Below are 15,994 nucleotides of genomic sequence, written 5' to 3'. Positions count from 1 at the left end.
CCCGCCCACCAGGGCGAGGACGTCGCCCAGGTGAACGTCCATGGCCACGAAGAGCCCCTGCAGACACTCGGCGGGGTTCTCCACCTTTCCAGTGGAGCAGTTGGGCCCGCGATACCTGCCGATCTCCCCCGCTTCCACCCGTGCCAGCTGATCGCGCAATGCCTTCTGCGCGGCCGTCTGCAGCGCGGGGTCGAGGGTGGTGTACACGCGGTAGCCCGCGGTCTCGAAATCCGGTCCGAACCGCTCCAGTAGCTCGCGCTTCACCGCCTGCACGAAGTAGGGCGCGGAGCTCCGCGCCTCCATCGGCGGCACCAGGCCGAGATCCCGCTCCTTGCCGCGCGCGGCCTCTTCCGGGCTGATCACTCCCGCTTCCGCCATCATGGTGAGGACGAGATCGCGCCGCGCCCGCGCCTGGACCGGGTTGCGCCTCGGGTTGTAGATGGTGGGGGCCTTGGGGATGGCCGCCAGCAGCGCGGCCTCCACGTCGTCCAGCTCGCGGGCGTGCTTGCCGAAGTAACCCTGCGCGGCGGCCTCCACCCCGTAGAGCCCGTTCCCCAGGTTGATCTGATTGAGGTATAGCTCGAGAATCTCCTTCTTGTCGAAGGATTCCTCGATCTGCCGGGCGAGAACAATCTCCCAGAGCTTGCGCCGCAGGGTCTTCTCCCGGGTGAGGTGCTCCGGGAAGACATTCCGCGCGAGCTGCATGGTGATGGTGCTGAAGCCCTGCTGGAAGCTCATCGACCGGATGTCCGCCACCAGGGCGCCGAAGGCGCGTCGGTAGTCGACCCCGTGGTGGCTGAAGAAGCGCCGGTCCTCCACCGCGAGGAAGGCTCCCACCACGGTCGCAGGAATCTGCTCCAGCGGCACCACGATGCGCCGCTCGGGGGCCAGGTGGGCCAGGATCGTCCCGGTCCGATCGTAGAGCCGGGTCGCCTGCGGCGGGCGGTAGTCGCGGAGCGACTCGACCGAGGGACAGGAGTCGCCGCTACAGCGGGGCCACAGGTAGAGCAGTCCGGCACCCGCGGTCAGCACACCGAGGAGGCCGACGAGCGCGACCCCGAGCAGGATCTTCCGCCCGAGGCCGGCCCGCTTCCCGCTGCTCTTCTTTTTCCCCTTACGGGTGCGTCGGCTGGCGAACATTCAGGGTTGGAGTCGGGAAAGCGAAATCGGTCGGCGCGGTAAGGAGCGAAGGCCGGCCGAGCTCCTCAATGAGAGTGTCGGGTCTGGTACCGAGCCGCTGGAGTCGATGTTCCGTCCGTCCAGGTCACATCAGCAGCCGTCCGCCGTCCAGCACGATCGTCTCTCCGGTGACGAAATCGGCCCCGATGAGATAGAGCACCGCTCCGACGACGTCGTCGGGCGAGCCGATGCGCTTCAAGGGGGTCCGCTGCGCCAGGGTCCGGACCTCCTCCTCGGAGAGGTTCTCCGGCGGAAGCACCGTTCCCGGAGCGATCGCGTTCACCCGCACCTCCGGCCCGAGGGCCCGCGCCGCAATCCGGGTGAGGTGGAGCAGCCCCGCCTTCGAGACGGAGTGCGCCGCGTACCCGCTCCACGATTGGATGCCCGCGAGGTCGCCCAGGTTCACGATCACGCCTCCGCCGCGTTGCTTCATGCGGCCGCCGAGGCGCTGCGTGAGGAAGAAGGGGGCTTTCAGGTTGATGGCCAGTGTGCGGTTCCAGAGGCTCTCGTCCACCTCGGCGAGCGGCTGCTCCGGGAAGATCGAGGCGTTGTTGACGAGGATGTCGAGGGGGCCGAACGGGCCTTCCGCCTGCTCGGCCAGACCCAGCACCTCGTCGTGGCGCGACAGGTCGGCCTGGAGAGTGGCCGCCTCGCCCCCCTCCTCCCGGATCTGCCGCGCCAGCGCCTCCGCCTCCTCCCCCGACCCGTGGTAGTGGATGACCACTCGCGCCCCTCCGCGCGCCAGCCCCAGCGCAATCGCCCGCCCCACCCGTACGGCGGCACCGGTGACGAGGGCGGAGCGGTTGTGGAGATCCATGGGCGTAGCTGGGTGTTCTGGTGTGGTGCCGGGGCTTGGTGGGGTGACGGGGTGACAAGGTGACAAGGCGAGGGTTTCGAGGCGCGGATTACACCCCCGTCCGTTGGCCAGTGTCGTGACGGTATTGGCGCTCGTTCACCCCTTCACCTCGTCCCCCCCCACTCCTTGGCTCCTTGTCTCCGTGTCTCCTTGTCTTACCGCCACCGTCATTTCCCCTCCTGTCATTGTCACCTTGTCACCCCGCCCCCCTCATCCCTCCCCCGAGTCCTGCGCGAACTGCTTCAGGTTCGTCGAATGCCCCGGATTCACCCGGGCCTTGGGGTTCAGGTAGTGGACCGCGTTGTTGACGGCGATGGCGGCCTCGCTGTAGCCGGTGGCGATCAGCTCCAGCTTGCCGGGATAATGAGTGACGTCGCCGGCGGCGTAGACGCCGGGGAGATTGGTCTCCATCAGGGGGGAGACCTTGATCGAGTTGCGCTCCAGCTCGAGGCCCCAGTTGCCGATCGGGCCGAGGTCGGGCTTGAAGCCGAGCAGCGCGACTACCGAGTCGACCTCCAGCCGCAGATCCTCGTTGGTGTCGTTGCGGTAGATGATCGCCGCGCTGACGCAGGCTCCGTCCGATTCGATGGCCCGCACCTCGTAGGGGGTGAGGATGGTCAGCTTCCCCTCGGCGGCCAGCGCCCGCATCTGCTCCACGCTGGCGCGGTGCGCGCGGAACTGATCCCGGCGGTGGATGAGGGTGATCTCGCGGGCGATGCCTTGCAGGCCCAGCGCCCAGTCGACGGCCGAGTCACCGCCGCCCACCAGCAGGACGCGGCGGTCGCGGAAGTCCTCGGGCCGGCGCACATGCGTATGGACGCCGCCGCCGTTCTCGTAGAGCTCCTCCCAGCCGGGGCACTCCAGCACCCGGGGGTTCAGGGCGCCCTTGCCCGCCGTGATGATGACGGTGCGTGAGAAGAAGTCGCCCTTGGGCGTGGTGAGGCGGATGTGACCGTTCTCGTGGATCAGCTCGCGGACCTCTGCCTCCAGCACGATGTCGGGATCGAACTGCGTCCCCTGCTGGATCATGTTCTTCACCAGATCCTTAGCGAGGATCTTCGGCAGCCCCCCGACGTCGTAGATGTATTTCTCCGGGTAGAGCGCCATGAGCTGTCCCCCCAGCTCAGGGAGGGCGTCGATGATCCGGCAGGAGACGCCGCGCAGCCCGGCGTAGAAGGCGGCGAAGAGGCCCGTGGGCCCGCCGCCGATGATGGTAACATCCTTTATATCGTTGTGCGTGTCGTTCACGCCCGTGCTCCTTCACTCGTTGCGCGCATGGTGAAACGCCCCGCGACCAGGGTCGGGGGGGGCGATGCGATATAGGTACCCCCACCCAGCGACGCAACCCTCCGGCGGCACCTTGCACTCTGCAATGCATCGTGCAGGATCTCGCCGCGGCAAGACCCCTCTCCGTGGACCTATGAGAATCTAAGTAGCGTCCCCGTCACGGCTTACCCTCTGTTACCCCACAGGGCATATGCGTTGCCTTACTCCGCGGCCAGCGGCGGGCGAACACCTTCTCCGCCTCTTAACACTCCCACGGAGAGAGAGTCACAATGCGAAACCTTCGCAACAGCAAGGGCTTCACCCTCATCGAGCTGATGATCGTGGTGGTGATCATCGGCATCCTGGCGGCGATCGCGATTCCCCGCTTCACCAGTGTGTCCGATGGCGCCAAGCAGGCCGAGGCCGAGCCGATCCTGAAGCAGATGTGTTCGCTTGCCGAGGCGTACGAGCTCCGCTACGGTGCGTTCCCTGACGGCGCGGCCGCGGCGGCCACTGGCGGCGGTGGGCCCGCGCTTGGCGACGCTGGTTGGAGCGATCCGCAGGCCACCTACTATGGCAACTGGACGCTTTCGGCGGCTAACCGTACCGCTTCGGCCACGAAGATCGAGCCGCCGGCCACGGCCAACATGCAGAACCCCACGATGAACTGCGACACCAAGCAGATCACTTGGAGCTGAGCTAGTCAGCTAAAGCGATCGCTGGGTAGCCCGAGACCGGAGGGCGGAGTCGGTGCCGTCCTCCGGTCTCGTTTAAGAACCCCTGCTGTTCGCGGCTCCGGAGATTAGCCATGAGGAATATTCGTGGTTTCACCCTGATCGAGTTGATGATCGTCGTGGTCATCATCGGCATACTCGCCAGCCTTGCAATTCCGGCCTTCGGGCGGGTTACCCGGAATGCCAAGGAGGCGGAGGCCGGGCCGTACCTGAAGCAAATCGTGACCTTGCAGGAGCGGTACCGGGCGGCACACGCTGACTACACTCTAGACATCACGCAACTCGAGGGCGGTACGACTTTGGGCGCTGGGGGGACGTATTTTACGTACAGTATCGTTGCACACGGAACCGGATATTGCGCCGTCGCAACTCCTAATGCCGCAGGAGTGGCAGCCGATCTGATGCCACAGAGCGTCGATGCAGAAGGCAATTTCTACGAGAGCGCCAACTGCTCATGACGTATAAACTCCTCCGATCGAACTCTCCGTTAAGCCAGGGCCTCCCCCCGAGGCCCTGCCTCGTTTCCCGGCCCGTAGTAGTCCGCCCACAGATCCACATCCTCCCGCAGCCGTAGCCGCACCAGCCGCGCCCCCTTTACCTGCGGCGCCAGCCGATTCCAGAGGAAGATCAACAGGTTCTCGGTGGTCGGGATCTTCCCGCCCTCGCGGAAGATGGCCACGTCCTGATTCAGGTGCCGATGATCCAGCCGCTCTCGCACCTCCACCCGCAGCAGCTCGTCCAGCTTTGCCAGATCCACGCTGAACCCCGTCTCCGGATCCGGCTCCCCCGCCACCGTCACCTCCAGCACGTAGTTGTGCCCGTGCCCGTACGGGTTGGCACAGGCACCGAACACCTCCCGGTTGCGCTCCTCGCTCCACTCGGGTCGGTAATATCTGTGCGCCGCGGCGAAACGGACTGTGCGGGTGAGGAAGACGGGCATGGCCGTGAATGGGTGACAAGGTGACAAGGTGAATGGCTGCCTGAGCAGCTGTCCGAGCCACACTCCACCAATTGTAGCGCTGACCGTCGCGTCGGGAAATCGGCTTCCCGCCTTTGTTCACCTTGTCACCTTGTCACCTTGTCACCTTGTCACCTTGTCACCTTATCCCCCACCCCCGTCCCCCCGCTGGCACGCCATTTGTCTCCTCCCGCTCCTGCCCTCTAGCCACCGCCGCCCCCCACCCGGAGGAACTCCTGGCCGATCCCTTCGACCTGTCTTCCCTGCTTGGCGAGTTCCGCGACGAGGCGCGCGAGCAGCTCGACCGCCTGGACGCGGCGCTGCTGACCCTCGAGGACTCGGGTGCACTGCCGCCGGAGGACACCACTGCACTCCTGCGCGCGCTGCACACGCTCAAGGGGAACTCGGGCATGCTCGGGCTGCGCCCGCTGGTGGACGCGGTCCACGCCCTGGAGGAGGTCTTCAAGGAGGCGCCACCCGCCTTTCTCAGCGAGCAGCTCGACTCGCTCTTCGAGGCGGCCGCCGCGGTGCGCCAGGCAGTGGAGCAGGCGGGATCGGAGGGTCAGCAGCACGCCTTCGCCCGACTCGCGCGGCTCGACCTCGGCGTCAGCCCTCCCGCGGCAAGCTTCGTCGACACCGCCCCCTCCTCGCCCTCCCCCTCCGCGGGCGCATCCGGCCGGGCGGGCGACCACGCCGAGGAACATGCCGCCGACCACCGAGCCGGCGACGAGCCGGACTCTCATCGGCCTGGGAGCAAACGCGCGCCCGAGCACACCGAGGCGGAGCCATCGGAGGCCGCCGGCGAGTACCTGCGTGTCTCCTTCGCCAAGCTCGACGAGCTGCTGGACCAGGTCGGCGAGCTGACCAGCGTGACCGCCGCCCTGGAAGCCCTGCTCGAAGAACGGGAGGACGGGCTCCGCCAGGCCGGCGTGGAGCGCCCCCTGGGGGAATTGGTCGAACAGCTCGGCCGCGTCTCGCGCGCCCTGCGCACCTCCACCATGGACGCGCGCCTGGTGCCCGTGCAGCGCGTCTTCTCCCGCTTCCCCAGCCTGGCCCGGGACCTCGCGCGCGAGCAGGGCAAACGCGTGCGCGTGGTCCTCCGGGGCGGAGAGGTGGAGCTCGATCGCAGCATGGTCGACGCCCTCGGCGACCCCCTCTTGCACCTCGTGCGCAACGCGGTGGACCACGGCGTGCGTCTCCCGGCGGAACGAGAGGCCGCCGGAAAGCCGCCCACGGGCACGATCGTGCTGCGCGCGGAGCGGCAGGGGGACCGCGTGCGCGTGGAGGTAATGGACGACGGACCCGGCCTCGACCCCGCGGCGCTGCGGGAGCGGGCGCGTGCGCTCGGGCTGCTGTCCCCGGATGCGGAGCCCAGCGACGAAGAGCTCGCCGAGCTCATCTTCCTGCCCGGCTTCTCGACCCGCGCCAGCTCGGACACCGTCTCCGGTAGGGGGATCGGCCTCGACGTGGTGAAGCAGCGGATCGTCGCACTCCGCGGACAGCTCTCGGTGGAGATGCGTCCGGAGGGGGGCACGCGCTTCGTTCTCGATCTCCCCCTCACGCTGGCGATCCTGCCGGCGCTGATCTTCGAGGCGGGCGGCGCCACCCTGGCCTTCCCCGCGGTCTCGGTGGAGGGCACGCTGCGCGGGATCGCGCCCGAGCGAGCCGGCGCGACCGAGGTGCTCCGGCTGGAGGACGGTCTGGTACCGGTCGCCCGGGCGGAGCGCATCTTCGGCTGGCACGAACGTTCCGCCGCGGACGACGGAACGGGCGGAGCCACCGCTCCTTTCGCCGTGGTGGTGCGCTCGGGATCGCGTCGCGCCGCCGTGCTGGCCAGCCGGCTGCTGGAACAGCGCGACCTGGTCGTGAAGGCGATGCCACACTACCTGGGCCGGCTTCCGGGCGTCTTCGGAGCCAGCGTGTCGCCGGATGGCCGGGTGATCCTCCTCCTGGACCCCGCCGGCCTGCTCGACCTCAACCTGGCTCATCACCAGAGGGAGAACCGTGCCTTCATCGCCCCACAAAATCCTCGTCGTCGAGGATAGTGCGCTCATGCGCCAGCTCTACCGCGCGGTACTCTCGGCCGAGGGTGCCGAGCTGATCTACGCGGAAAACGGCGCCGAGGCGCTCGACGCGGCCGCCGAAAACCCCGACGTCGACCTCTTCATCGTCGACATCAACATGCCGCAGATGGACGGCCTGGAGTTCCTGCGGCGCCTGCGGGGGGAGCTCGGACTGGCGGAGACGCCCGCGCTGGTGGTCTCCACCGAGGGCGAGGAGGAGGATGAACGCGCGGCCATCGCGGCGGGAGCCAGCGGCTACCTGAAGAAGCCCTGGACACCTCCGGAACTGCTCGCGGCCGTGCGCGACCTCTACCCGGGTTCGGACGAATGACACCGGCCTCGCTGTGTGGCGAGTCGACCCGCCGCGCTCTGCCCGCAACGACTCTCGTCAGGGAGGGAGCGCCTTGACCGACCGGGGTAACGGTCTGCTCGACGGCGAGGAGCGAGCGGTGGTCGTGCGCGTGGGCGAGGCTGAATTCGGGATCGACGTGCGAAGGGTTCGCGAGGTTCTCCGCGCTCCGCCCATCACCCGGCTCCCCTTCCCTCCTCCAACCATTCTGGGCATCGCCAGCGTGCGGGGTGCGCTGGTTCCCATCCTGGACCTGGGCGAGCGCCTTCTGGGCCGACCCGCGAACCACGCCGGGAGGCTGGTCGTCGTGCGGGATCCGTACGGCGATGGATCGATCGGCTTGCTGGTGGACGCCGTGCTCGACCTGGTGCCCCTCGACCGGCGCGCGGAGGAGCCGCCCGAGGAGATCGAGGCCTCGCTCCCGGAGGGGTGGGTGCTCGGAGTGCTGGCCCCCGGCGAGCAGCGGCTGGTCACCCTGCTGGAATTGAGCAAGGTCCTGGACCTGCAGAACGCCCCCGAAGAGGAGAGACGATGAGCCGCCTTTCGGAGTGGTTCGCGAACACGGCCGTGCGGAACAAGATCCTGCTGGGTTACGCACTGATCCTGGCCTTCATGTTCGTGATCGCGGTGGTCGTCGCGATCCAGGCGGAGCGCATCCAGCGCGAAAACGATCAGCGCGAGAGGATCGAAGCGCTCTGGGCAACCACTCTCGACCTCTCCCGCGCCTTCGCCTCGATGAACGGCTCGGTGCGCGAGTACGCCCTGACCGGGGACCCACGCTCGCTCACCGCCTACGAAGAGTTCCTCGAGCAGAAGCAGCAGGCCTTCCGCGACGCCATGGAGGTCGCAAACCAGAGCCAGCAGGAGGTCCTCTCCCAGGCCGAGGCGGCCATGCAGGCCTGGCAGAGCTCCGCGGCCAACGTGGCGATTCCGCTGCGCCAGGCGACCCTGCAGCCGGGCGGTCCGCCGGTGGACTCGGTGATCGCCTGGTACCAGCAGGGCGTCGCGCGGGACCAGGTGCAGCAGGCGCGGTCGGCGCTTTCGAGCCTGAGCGACGCGGCGGGCAGGGCGGCACTCCAGGCCGGCGCGAACGTAGCCGACGCCCTGCGTTGGATGCGCTGGACGTCGGCGACAGCCACCCTGCTCGCGGCCATCGGCGCCCTGCTGATTGCCTTCTGGATCGCAGGCCGGATCGGCGCACCCCTCTCGGAGGCGGTGGAGCTCGCTTCGGCGGTGGCCGAGGGTGACCTGACGCGACAGGCCCCGTTGCGCGGCGAAGACGAGGTCGGCAAGGTCGTGCGCGCGCTGAACTCGATGTCCAGCGACCTGCGGGCGATCATCTCCAGCGTCGCCGGGAGCACCTCGCAGGTGGCCTCCACCGCCGAGCAGATCGCCGCGTCGTCCGAGGAGATCTCCAGCACCGCCGACCTGCAGGTGCGCTCCACGGAGGAGACCTCCAGCTCCATGGAGGAGATCGCGGCTCAGATCAATCGCGTGGCCGGCAGCACCGAATCGCTCGCGACCTCCGTGGAGCAGACCTCCAGCTCGGTCACGCAGATGAGCAACTCGATCGAGCAGACCGCCACCAGCACGGAGTCGCTCAGCGTGTCGGTGGAGCAGACCTCGGCCACGATCGAGGAGATGGTCGCCTCGATCCAGCAGGTCGCCCGCCACGTGCAGGAGACGCGGGAGATCGCCCGCGGGGCGGAGGGAGACGCGCGAGCAGGCGGGGAGGCAGTGGAGAGCACGATCGATGCAATGCGTCAGATCCACGCGGAGATGCAGCGGCTGGTGGAAGACATCTCCGACCTGCGGCGGACGAGCGAAGCGATCGGCCACATCTCCGGAGTCATCGAGGACATCGCGGACCAGACCAACTTGCTGGCTTTGAATGCCGCGATCGAGGCGGCGCGGGCGGGCGAGCACGGCCGCGGCTTCACCGTCGTGGCGCAGGAGATCCGCCGCCTGGCGGAGCGCTCGGTCGAATCGACGCGCGAGATCGGCGCGACCATCCAGAGCGTACTGGAGGATGTCAGCCAGACGGTCCGGTCGACAGGGGAGATGGCGGAGCGGACCCCGCGGGGCATCCAACTCGCCAACGGGGCAGGCAAGGCGCTCGAGAAGATCATCGAGTCTTCCGGGCGAACGCGGCAACTCATGGAGGAGGTCTCCCTCGCGACCGAGCAGCAGATCAGCGCGGCGGAGCAGGCGCAGGAAGCGATCCGTCACATCGAGCGCATCTCGTCGGAAACCCGGCTGGCCACACGGGAGCAGGCAATCGGCGCGAGGCAGATCGCCGAAGCCATCGAGAACATGAACCGGCAGACGCGTGAGGTCTTCGCCGCCACTGAAGAGCAGAAGCGTGGAGGGGAGATGGTCCTGAAGGCGACCGAAAACATCAGCGAGGGGGCGCGCGCGACGCAGCGCGCGCTGCAGGAAATGGCGAACGCCGCGCGCGAGCTCTCCACGCAGGCCAACCGCCTCACCGAACTGGTCACCACCTTCCGTGTCTGAGGAGCTCCGCGAGGCGATCCATCAGGGCGATCCCGAGGGAGCGCTCCACGCCGCGGCGGCGGCGATCGAAGCGGACGAGGTCCGCCCGTTGGTGGAGACGCTGCTCGAGCTCCTCGCCAGCGAGAGCGCGTGGACCCGCGAGGGAGCCCGCGAGGTGCTCCGCCGGCTGACGCCCGACGCTCGTCTGGTAGAGCTGCTCATCGCCGAGCTCTCCGAGGGATCGCACCCGGACCGTCGGAACGGCGCGCGCTCCGCCCTGGCCGGGCTGTCGACCCCCGGCGCCCGTGACCCGAGCGCTCCCCTCCCCCTCCTGATCCGCGCACTGCACGACAGCCCCGACAGCGACGTGCGGCTCCTGTGCGCCAACGCGCTCGGCGAGTCGGGGAATCCGCGCGCGCGTGAGGCGCTGGAAGCGGCGCTCGGCGACCCCGAGCCGAACGTCGTCGCGGCCGCAGCCGAGGCCCTGGGTGAGCTGAAAGATCCCCGCGCGCTCGGCGCGCTGATCGCGCTCGCCGAAAAGCGGGATTTCTGGACGGGGAATGCCGCGGCGGTCGCCCTCGGCGACCTCGGTGACCCGCGGGCGAGCCCGGTGCTCGCCCGTCTGACTACGGACCCCTGGCTGGCCGCCGCCGCTGCGCGGGCGCTGGGCCGGGTTGGCGACGCGGAGTCGCTGGAGGCGCTCCGCGATATGGTCGAGATGCCCGATGAACCGCGGCGGGCGGCGCTCCGGGCGGCCGCGCAGATCCTCGCCCGGATCGATCAGCCGGCTCCGGAGTGGCTCCAACTGGCACTACGTGATGAAGAGGAGGCGCTGAAAAAGGAGCTCGAGGCGAGCGGCGATCCCGAGTGCGCGCGTCTGCTCGGCCTCGCGGGCACGCGCAGCGCGATCGATGCCCTGCTCGGTCACCTGCGGGACGACCCTGAGGGCGCCGCTGTCGTAGGCCTGGAGCACGCCCCGGCCGTGCTCCGCGCGGAAGCCATTCTGCGCCGTCTGGATGGCGCATCTGCGGAGGAGCTCCCTACCCTGCTGTCCCTCCTCCCGCCGCTCGAAGCGCGGGAAGACTTGCAGCGGGTGGCCGCCCTCCTCGGGAGCGAAAAGGAGGAGATGCGTGCCGCCTCGGCCGACGCGCTCGGCCGTGCCGACGTGGAGAAGGTGCTGGCGGTGCTGGAAGAGTCCAGGCGAGACCCGCGCGTACGGCTCGGGGTGGCACTCGCCTATGGGCGGCTGGGGAGCCAGCGCTGCGCACCCCTGGCCGAGATGCTCCACGATCCTGACCCGCGAGTCCGGGCCGCGGCGGCTGCGGCGGCCGGGCGCTGCGGCGTTGCCACAGGGCGGGAGCTGATCGCGGCGCTGCGTCGCGAAACCGACGAAGCCGCGGCCCGCGCGCTCATCCGCGCGCTCGGCACCGACGGCAGCCCGGAGGCGGTGGCTGAGCTCGAGCGCGTGCTCGCCGCTGCCGATGCTCCACGACGGTTCGAGGCCGTCCAGGCACTCGGCTGCACCGGATCGCCGGAGGCTTTCCAACCCCTCGTCAGCGTCCTGGCGGACCCCGACCCGGGCATCCGGGCGGTGGCCCTGGCCGCGCTGGGGGAGCTGGGTGACGCTCGCGCCGAGGAGCCGCTTGCCCGTCACATCCACGACCCCGACCGCGATCGCCGGCGGATCGCCGCCGTAGCCATTCAGCGCCTGTCGAGCCGCGACACGGCCCAGCACCTGGAAGCCGCGCTCGAGGACCCGGACCGCGAAGTCCGCCTGGTGGCGATCAAGGCCCTGGAGCGTCTGAAACTACCGAGCACCGTCGCCGCCCTCGACCGGGTGGCGGCGGAGGACGAGGACGCGCTGGTGCGTCACACCGCTGCCCTGGTGGCCGCGGGCTTGCAGGACCGGCCTTCCGAGGACTCGTGACAAGGCCTGAGCTAAGTGACCGCGAATACCGGCTGTTCAGCGAATGGCTCAGCGAGGAATACGGTCTTTGCTTCGGGCCCGCCAAGCGTGACATTCTCCGTTCTCGACTGGACGCGCGGCGGATCGCCCTCGGCTTCGACAGCTTCGAGCAGCTATATCTCCATCTGAAGTTCCATCCCGAGAAGGAGCGCGAGCGACATCAGCTCCTCCCGCACCTGACCAACAACGAGAGCTACTTCTTCCGCGAACCGGCGCAGCTCGATGCCTTCGCCGCGGAGGTTCTGCCGGAGGTGAAGAAGGGATTGGAGCGTGCCTCCCGACGGGAGATTCGCGTGCTCAGCGCGGGGTGCGCGGCGGGGGAGGAAGCGTACACGCTGGCCATCGTGGCGCGGGGGGCACTAGGCTCAACATCGCTCTGGTCGGCGCGCGTTATCGGGGTGGACCTCGATTCGGAAGCGCTCGTCCGGGCGCGCCGGGGGGCGTACGGGGCAAACGCCTTCCGCCGCGTACAGGATCCGGAACGGGCGAAGTACTTCGACCGCTGCGGCGACCAGATGTGGAGTATCAAGCCCGCCATCAAACGAATGGTGGAGTTTGCCGAGGCGAACCTGGTCGCTCGAGACTGGAGGGGTTCGCTCCCACCGCAGGACGTGATCTTCTGCAGAAACGTGCTCATCTACTTCGACGACCACAACATCGCCCGGGCCATCCAGGGGCTGTACGACGCGCTCGTACCGGGCGGCTATCTCTTCCTCGGTCACGCCGAGAGCCTCAGCCGGATCCCCAACCGCTTCGTCCCGGTGCGGCGGCCGGGCGTGATCTACTACCGACGTCCCGCGGATGGCTGAGTCGATACGTGTCCTCCTGGTGGACGATTCCACGTTCGTGCGCCAGGCGGTGCAGCGCATGCTCAGCCCGGTGCCGGGTGTGGAAGTGGTCGCCACGGCGGCAAACGGAGCCGAGGGGATCACCCTCGCCCGCACCCTTCGCCCCGACGTGGTCATCCTGGACGTGAACCTGCCGGACCAGGACGGCCTCGAAGTGCTGCGCACCATCATGGAGGTTGCGCCCACGGGCGTGCTCATGCTGAGCACGCTCACCTCGGACGGTGCAGACGTGACCATGCGCGCGCTCGAGCTCGGGGCGGTGGACTTCGTCGACAAGACCTCGGCCGGCACCGCGATGGACATCCACCGGCTGGAACCGGTGATCCGGGAGAAGGTGCTGGCCGTGGCCGGGGCCTCGGTGCACAAACAAGGATCCGCACCGGAGACGGTAACGGTGGCCGAGCCGCCCCCGCCCGTTCAGCTCGAGCCCGAGCCGCGCGGCGACTACGACCTCGTGGTGATCGGCTCCTCCACCGGTGGACCCAAGGCACTGATGGAAGTGATCGCGTCACTCCCGGCCGACCTGACGGCGGCGGTCGTGGTGGCGCAGCACATGCCTGCAGGTTTCACACGGACGCTCGCCGAGCGCATCGACCGCCGCAGCAGTGTGCGCGTGCGCGAGGCGGTGGACGGCGCGACGCTGGAGCCGGGCTCCGTCTACCTGGCCCCCGGCGGCTCGCAGATCTCGATCGAGCGCGACGGCTCGAGGCTGCGCGCCCGAGTGACCAACGGAAGTGACGATTACCTGCATCGCCCTTCTGTCGACCTGCTCTTTCGCTCCGCTGCCGCGGTGGCCGGCTCCCGCACCATCGGTGTGATCCTGACGGGGATGGGGGACGACGGGGCGGAAGGGTTGCGTGAGCTGCGGGAGGCAGGGGGTCGCACGCTGGCCGAGAGCGAGCAGACAGCGGTGATCTACGGGATGCCGCGTGCCGCCGCTCCCTGGGCGGAGCGGGTCCTGAGGCTGGACGAGATCGGTCAGGCGATCGCTGCCCTCTGCAGCGGCCGTTCGGGTACCTGGGAAGAACCCTGATGGCGCGAGTTCTCGTCGTCGACGACCAGAAGATCCCCCGGGTGGCGGTCGCCGCCTCCCTCGGCGAGGCGGGCCACGTCGTGGCCACCGCCGAGAACGGAGAGGAGGGCCTTCGTCTCGCCCGGGAATGGTGCCCGGACGTGATCGTCCTCGACGTCTACATGCCGGGCCTGGACGGCTTCGAGGTGGTGGAGCGCCTCAAGGAAGATCCGCGCACGCAGCAGATGCCGGTGATCTTCCTCACCGCCGATCCCCCCACGGACGAGGTGATCGTCCGCGGACTCGACCTGGGAGCGTACGATTTCCTTACCAAGGATTGCAGCCGCGCCGAGCTCCTTGCGCGGGTGGGGGTGATGTCGCGCATCAAGCGCAGCACCGACGAGCTCACCGCCCTGGCGCGCATCTCCGACAGCCTGATGCAATCCCTGGAGCCCGAAGAGGTCAGCCGGCGCTTCGTGGAGCAGGTGCGCGAGGTCTTCCGTGCCCGCGCCGCGCTACTCGTCTTCGCGCCCGGAGACGATCATCCGCCGCTCTATTCCGCGAGTGGGGTGGATCTGGCGGATCCCATGGTTCGCCGCCTCGCTGCCAGCATCTTCGAGCATCTGGGCGACGGAGGCCAGCGTCCCATCGAGCTGAACCTCGCGGAGCTGACGGGCCCGGAAGGCGCCGTGGTTCGCCGCGAGGAGCTGAGCGCGGCGGTCGCGACGCGCGTGCAGATCGACGGCCGCGCCCCGCTCCTGCTCGCTGTGCTGATCCAGCGTCGCTCAGGCCTTTCGCGCAGCGGCGACGTCCCACTCCTGCAGCTCCTCGCCCGGCAGGCGAGCATCGCCCTCGACAACGCGCTGCTCCACGTCCGCACGCGTGAGCAGGCGCAGAAGATGGAAGAGCAGGCCGATAAACTGGAAAGGGCGATGTCCGAGAGGTCGCGCTTCTTCGCCGCCATGAGCCACGACCTGCGCACGCCGATCAATGCGGTGATCGGCTACAACCAGCTCCTGCAGTTGGGCAGCTTCGGAGAGTTGTCGGAGGCGCAGATGAAAGCGGTCGACAGCCTCGGCCGCAGCGCGCAACATCTGCTCGAGCTCATCAACGACGTGCTCGACATCTCCAAGATCGAGGCGGGCAAGCTGGAGATCAGTCGCGAGCTGGTGGACCTTCGATACCTGGTGATGGACACGGTCACATCGGTGCAGCTCCAGGCCGAGCAGAAAGGACTTCTGCTGAGAACAGAGCTGGACAAGGTCGAGCCGATCACCACCGACCCGGCGCGGGTGCGACAGATCCTCCTGAATCTGCTGTCGAACGCCGTGAAGTTCACCAGCGAAGGGGAAGTCGCCGTGCAGCTGCGGGAGCAAGGCGGCAAGCCCATCCTGGCCGTCACGGACACCGGACCGGGGATCCACCCGGACGACGTGGAGAAGGTGTTCGAGGAATTCGAGCAGACCCGTCTCGGCCGCTCGGGGGGAGGAACCGGGCTGGGGCTGGCGATCTCGCGGCGGCTCGCGCTGCTCCTCGGCGGCACTCTCGAGCTGGAGACCGCCCCCGGACATGGAACCACGTTCACGCTCACCCTACCACGCACACCTCCTCCGAGTCAGGCTGCTGAAGGCGGCCGCAACTGATCGATACCGGCATGTGATTTGCACGGCTGCAGCCTCCTTTGTAATTCCACGTCAGCGACGAATTTGCCAGAGCGCGGATCCGCCTCTCATCGGCGGATCGCGAAGCGCTGTGCCATCCGGGAAATCAGAAACACTCGCAGCGTTGTGAACGGATCCAGCCGCTCGGGTTCGGTGATCCTCGTGGCCGAGGATCACCTGGACAGTCGTGACGCTCTGAAGACGCTGCTGGAGGCAGTCGGATACCGGGTGGAGGTGGCCACGGATGGTCGTCAGGCCGTGACCAAAGCGGTGGAGAAGCATCCGGCGCTCATCCTCATGGACATGATGATGCCGGAGATGGACGGCTTCGAGGCGACCCGCATGCTGCGGCGTCGGGCGGACATGAAGGACGTGCCGATCGTGGCCCTGACGGCGCTCGACGGCGCGAGAGAGAACGTGCTCGCAGCGGGTTGCGACGACTACGTCACCAAGCCCATCGACATGCCTGCCTTTCTCGAGAAGCTCGAGCGATGGCTCTCGACCGGCCGCAGGCACTCCTTCTGAGGATCAGGCTGCGTGCGGCTCGTGCCTCTGCAGCGCCGCCAGCACGTCCTCTCCGTAGAACATCGCGATGTATTTTGCCTGAAC

At 68.5% G+C, this 15,994-nt stretch carries 15 protein-coding genes; 11 read left to right on the top strand and 4 right to left on the bottom strand.

Going from position 1 to position 15,994, the window contains the following annotated elements:
* The 3 genes from VF167_15550 to VF167_15540 form a co-directional block, all read right to left on the bottom strand.
* Positions 1 to 1,140: transglycosylase domain-containing protein (locus tag VF167_15550; protein ID HEX6926837.1), on the bottom strand; the 1,140-nt coding region annotated here is incomplete at its 3' end.
* 124 nt (positions 1,141 to 1,264) lie between these two features.
* Positions 1,265 to 1,996: an SDR family oxidoreductase gene (locus VF167_15545; GenBank protein HEX6926836.1), complete on the bottom strand. Its 732-nt coding sequence runs from the start codon at positions 1,994 to 1,996 to the stop codon at positions 1,265 to 1,267.
* Positions 1,997 to 2,245: 249 nt separating this feature from the next.
* Entirely contained in the window at positions 2,246 to 3,283 is a 1,038-nt protein-coding gene (locus tag VF167_15540; protein HEX6926835.1) for an NAD(P)/FAD-dependent oxidoreductase, read from the bottom strand.
* Positions 3,284 to 3,591: 308 nt separating this feature from the next.
* Between VF167_15540 and VF167_15535 the strand changes: the two genes are divergently transcribed.
* Both VF167_15535 and VF167_15530 read left to right on the top strand, forming a co-directional pair.
* Positions 3,592 to 3,999: a prepilin-type N-terminal cleavage/methylation domain-containing protein gene (locus tag VF167_15535; protein ID HEX6926834.1), complete on the top strand. Its 408-nt coding sequence runs from the start codon at positions 3,592 to 3,594 to the stop codon at positions 3,997 to 3,999.
* Between the two features lie 110 nt (positions 4,000 to 4,109).
* Positions 4,110 to 4,493: a prepilin-type N-terminal cleavage/methylation domain-containing protein gene (locus tag VF167_15530; GenBank protein ID HEX6926833.1), complete on the top strand. Its 384-nt coding sequence runs from the start codon at positions 4,110 to 4,112 to the stop codon at positions 4,491 to 4,493.
* 29 nt (positions 4,494 to 4,522) lie between these two features.
* On the opposite strand, the gene VF167_15525 is transcribed toward VF167_15530, so the two are convergent.
* The gene (locus VF167_15525) at positions 4,523 to 4,975 is read right to left on the bottom strand and encodes a 6-carboxytetrahydropterin synthase (protein HEX6926832.1); all 453 of its coding nucleotides are present in this window, start codon (positions 4,973 to 4,975) and stop codon (positions 4,523 to 4,525) included.
* A 146-nt stretch (positions 4,976 to 5,121) separates the two neighbouring features.
* On the opposite strand from VF167_15525, the gene VF167_15520 reads away from it, so the two are divergent.
* From VF167_15520 to VF167_15480, 9 genes are all read left to right on the top strand, one after another.
* Positions 5,122 to 7,038 carry a chemotaxis protein CheA gene (locus tag VF167_15520; GenBank protein ID HEX6926831.1) on the top strand — a complete coding sequence of 639 codons (1,917 nt, stop codon included), beginning with the start codon at positions 5,122 to 5,124 and terminating at the stop codon, positions 7,036 to 7,038.
* Between the two features lie 7 nt (positions 7,039 to 7,045).
* A complete protein-coding gene (locus tag VF167_15515) occupies positions 7,046 to 7,387 on the top strand; it encodes a response regulator (protein ID HEX6926830.1) in 342 nt (113 codons plus the stop codon).
* A gap of 73 nt (positions 7,388 to 7,460) precedes the next feature.
* Positions 7,461 to 7,940 (top strand): chemotaxis protein CheW, encoded by a 480-nt coding sequence (locus tag VF167_15510; GenBank protein HEX6926829.1) that lies wholly within the window; start codon positions 7,461 to 7,463, stop codon positions 7,938 to 7,940.
* On the top strand, positions 7,937 to 9,919 hold the full coding sequence (locus VF167_15505; GenBank protein HEX6926828.1) for a methyl-accepting chemotaxis protein: 1,983 nt from the start codon (positions 7,937 to 7,939) through the stop codon (positions 9,917 to 9,919). Before VF167_15510 ends, VF167_15505 begins: the two co-directional genes overlap by 4 nt.
* A complete protein-coding gene (locus VF167_15500; GenBank protein ID HEX6926827.1) occupies positions 9,912 to 11,825 on the top strand; it encodes a HEAT repeat domain-containing protein in 1,914 nt (637 codons plus the stop codon). The genes VF167_15505 and VF167_15500 overlap by 8 nt, the downstream gene beginning before the upstream one ends.
* On the top strand, positions 11,822 to 12,673 hold the full coding sequence (locus VF167_15495; protein HEX6926826.1) for a protein-glutamate O-methyltransferase CheR: 852 nt from the start codon (positions 11,822 to 11,824) through the stop codon (positions 12,671 to 12,673). The genes VF167_15500 and VF167_15495 overlap by 4 nt, the downstream gene beginning before the upstream one ends.
* A complete protein-coding gene (locus tag VF167_15490; protein ID HEX6926825.1) occupies positions 12,666 to 13,745 on the top strand; it encodes a chemotaxis response regulator protein-glutamate methylesterase in 1,080 nt (359 codons plus the stop codon). The genes VF167_15495 and VF167_15490 overlap by 8 nt, the downstream gene beginning before the upstream one ends.
* Positions 13,745 to 15,367, top strand: a complete 1,623-nt coding sequence (locus VF167_15485) for an ATP-binding protein (protein ID HEX6926824.1) — start codon at positions 13,745 to 13,747, stop codon at positions 15,365 to 15,367. The genes VF167_15490 and VF167_15485 overlap by 1 nt, the downstream gene beginning before the upstream one ends.
* Before the next feature lie 144 nt (positions 15,368 to 15,511).
* Positions 15,512 to 15,910 carry a response regulator gene (locus VF167_15480; protein HEX6926823.1) on the top strand — a complete coding sequence of 133 codons (399 nt, stop codon included), beginning with the start codon at positions 15,512 to 15,514 and terminating at the stop codon, positions 15,908 to 15,910.
* Positions 15,911 to 15,994 lie beyond the last annotated feature (84 nt).

Source organism: Longimicrobiaceae bacterium (genome assembly GCA_036375715.1).
GTDB lineage: Bacteria > Gemmatimonadota > Gemmatimonadetes > Longimicrobiales > Longimicrobiaceae > DASVBS01.
Note: the sequence above shows the minus strand (reverse complement) of the source record. Positions and strands in the feature narration are given on the sequence as shown.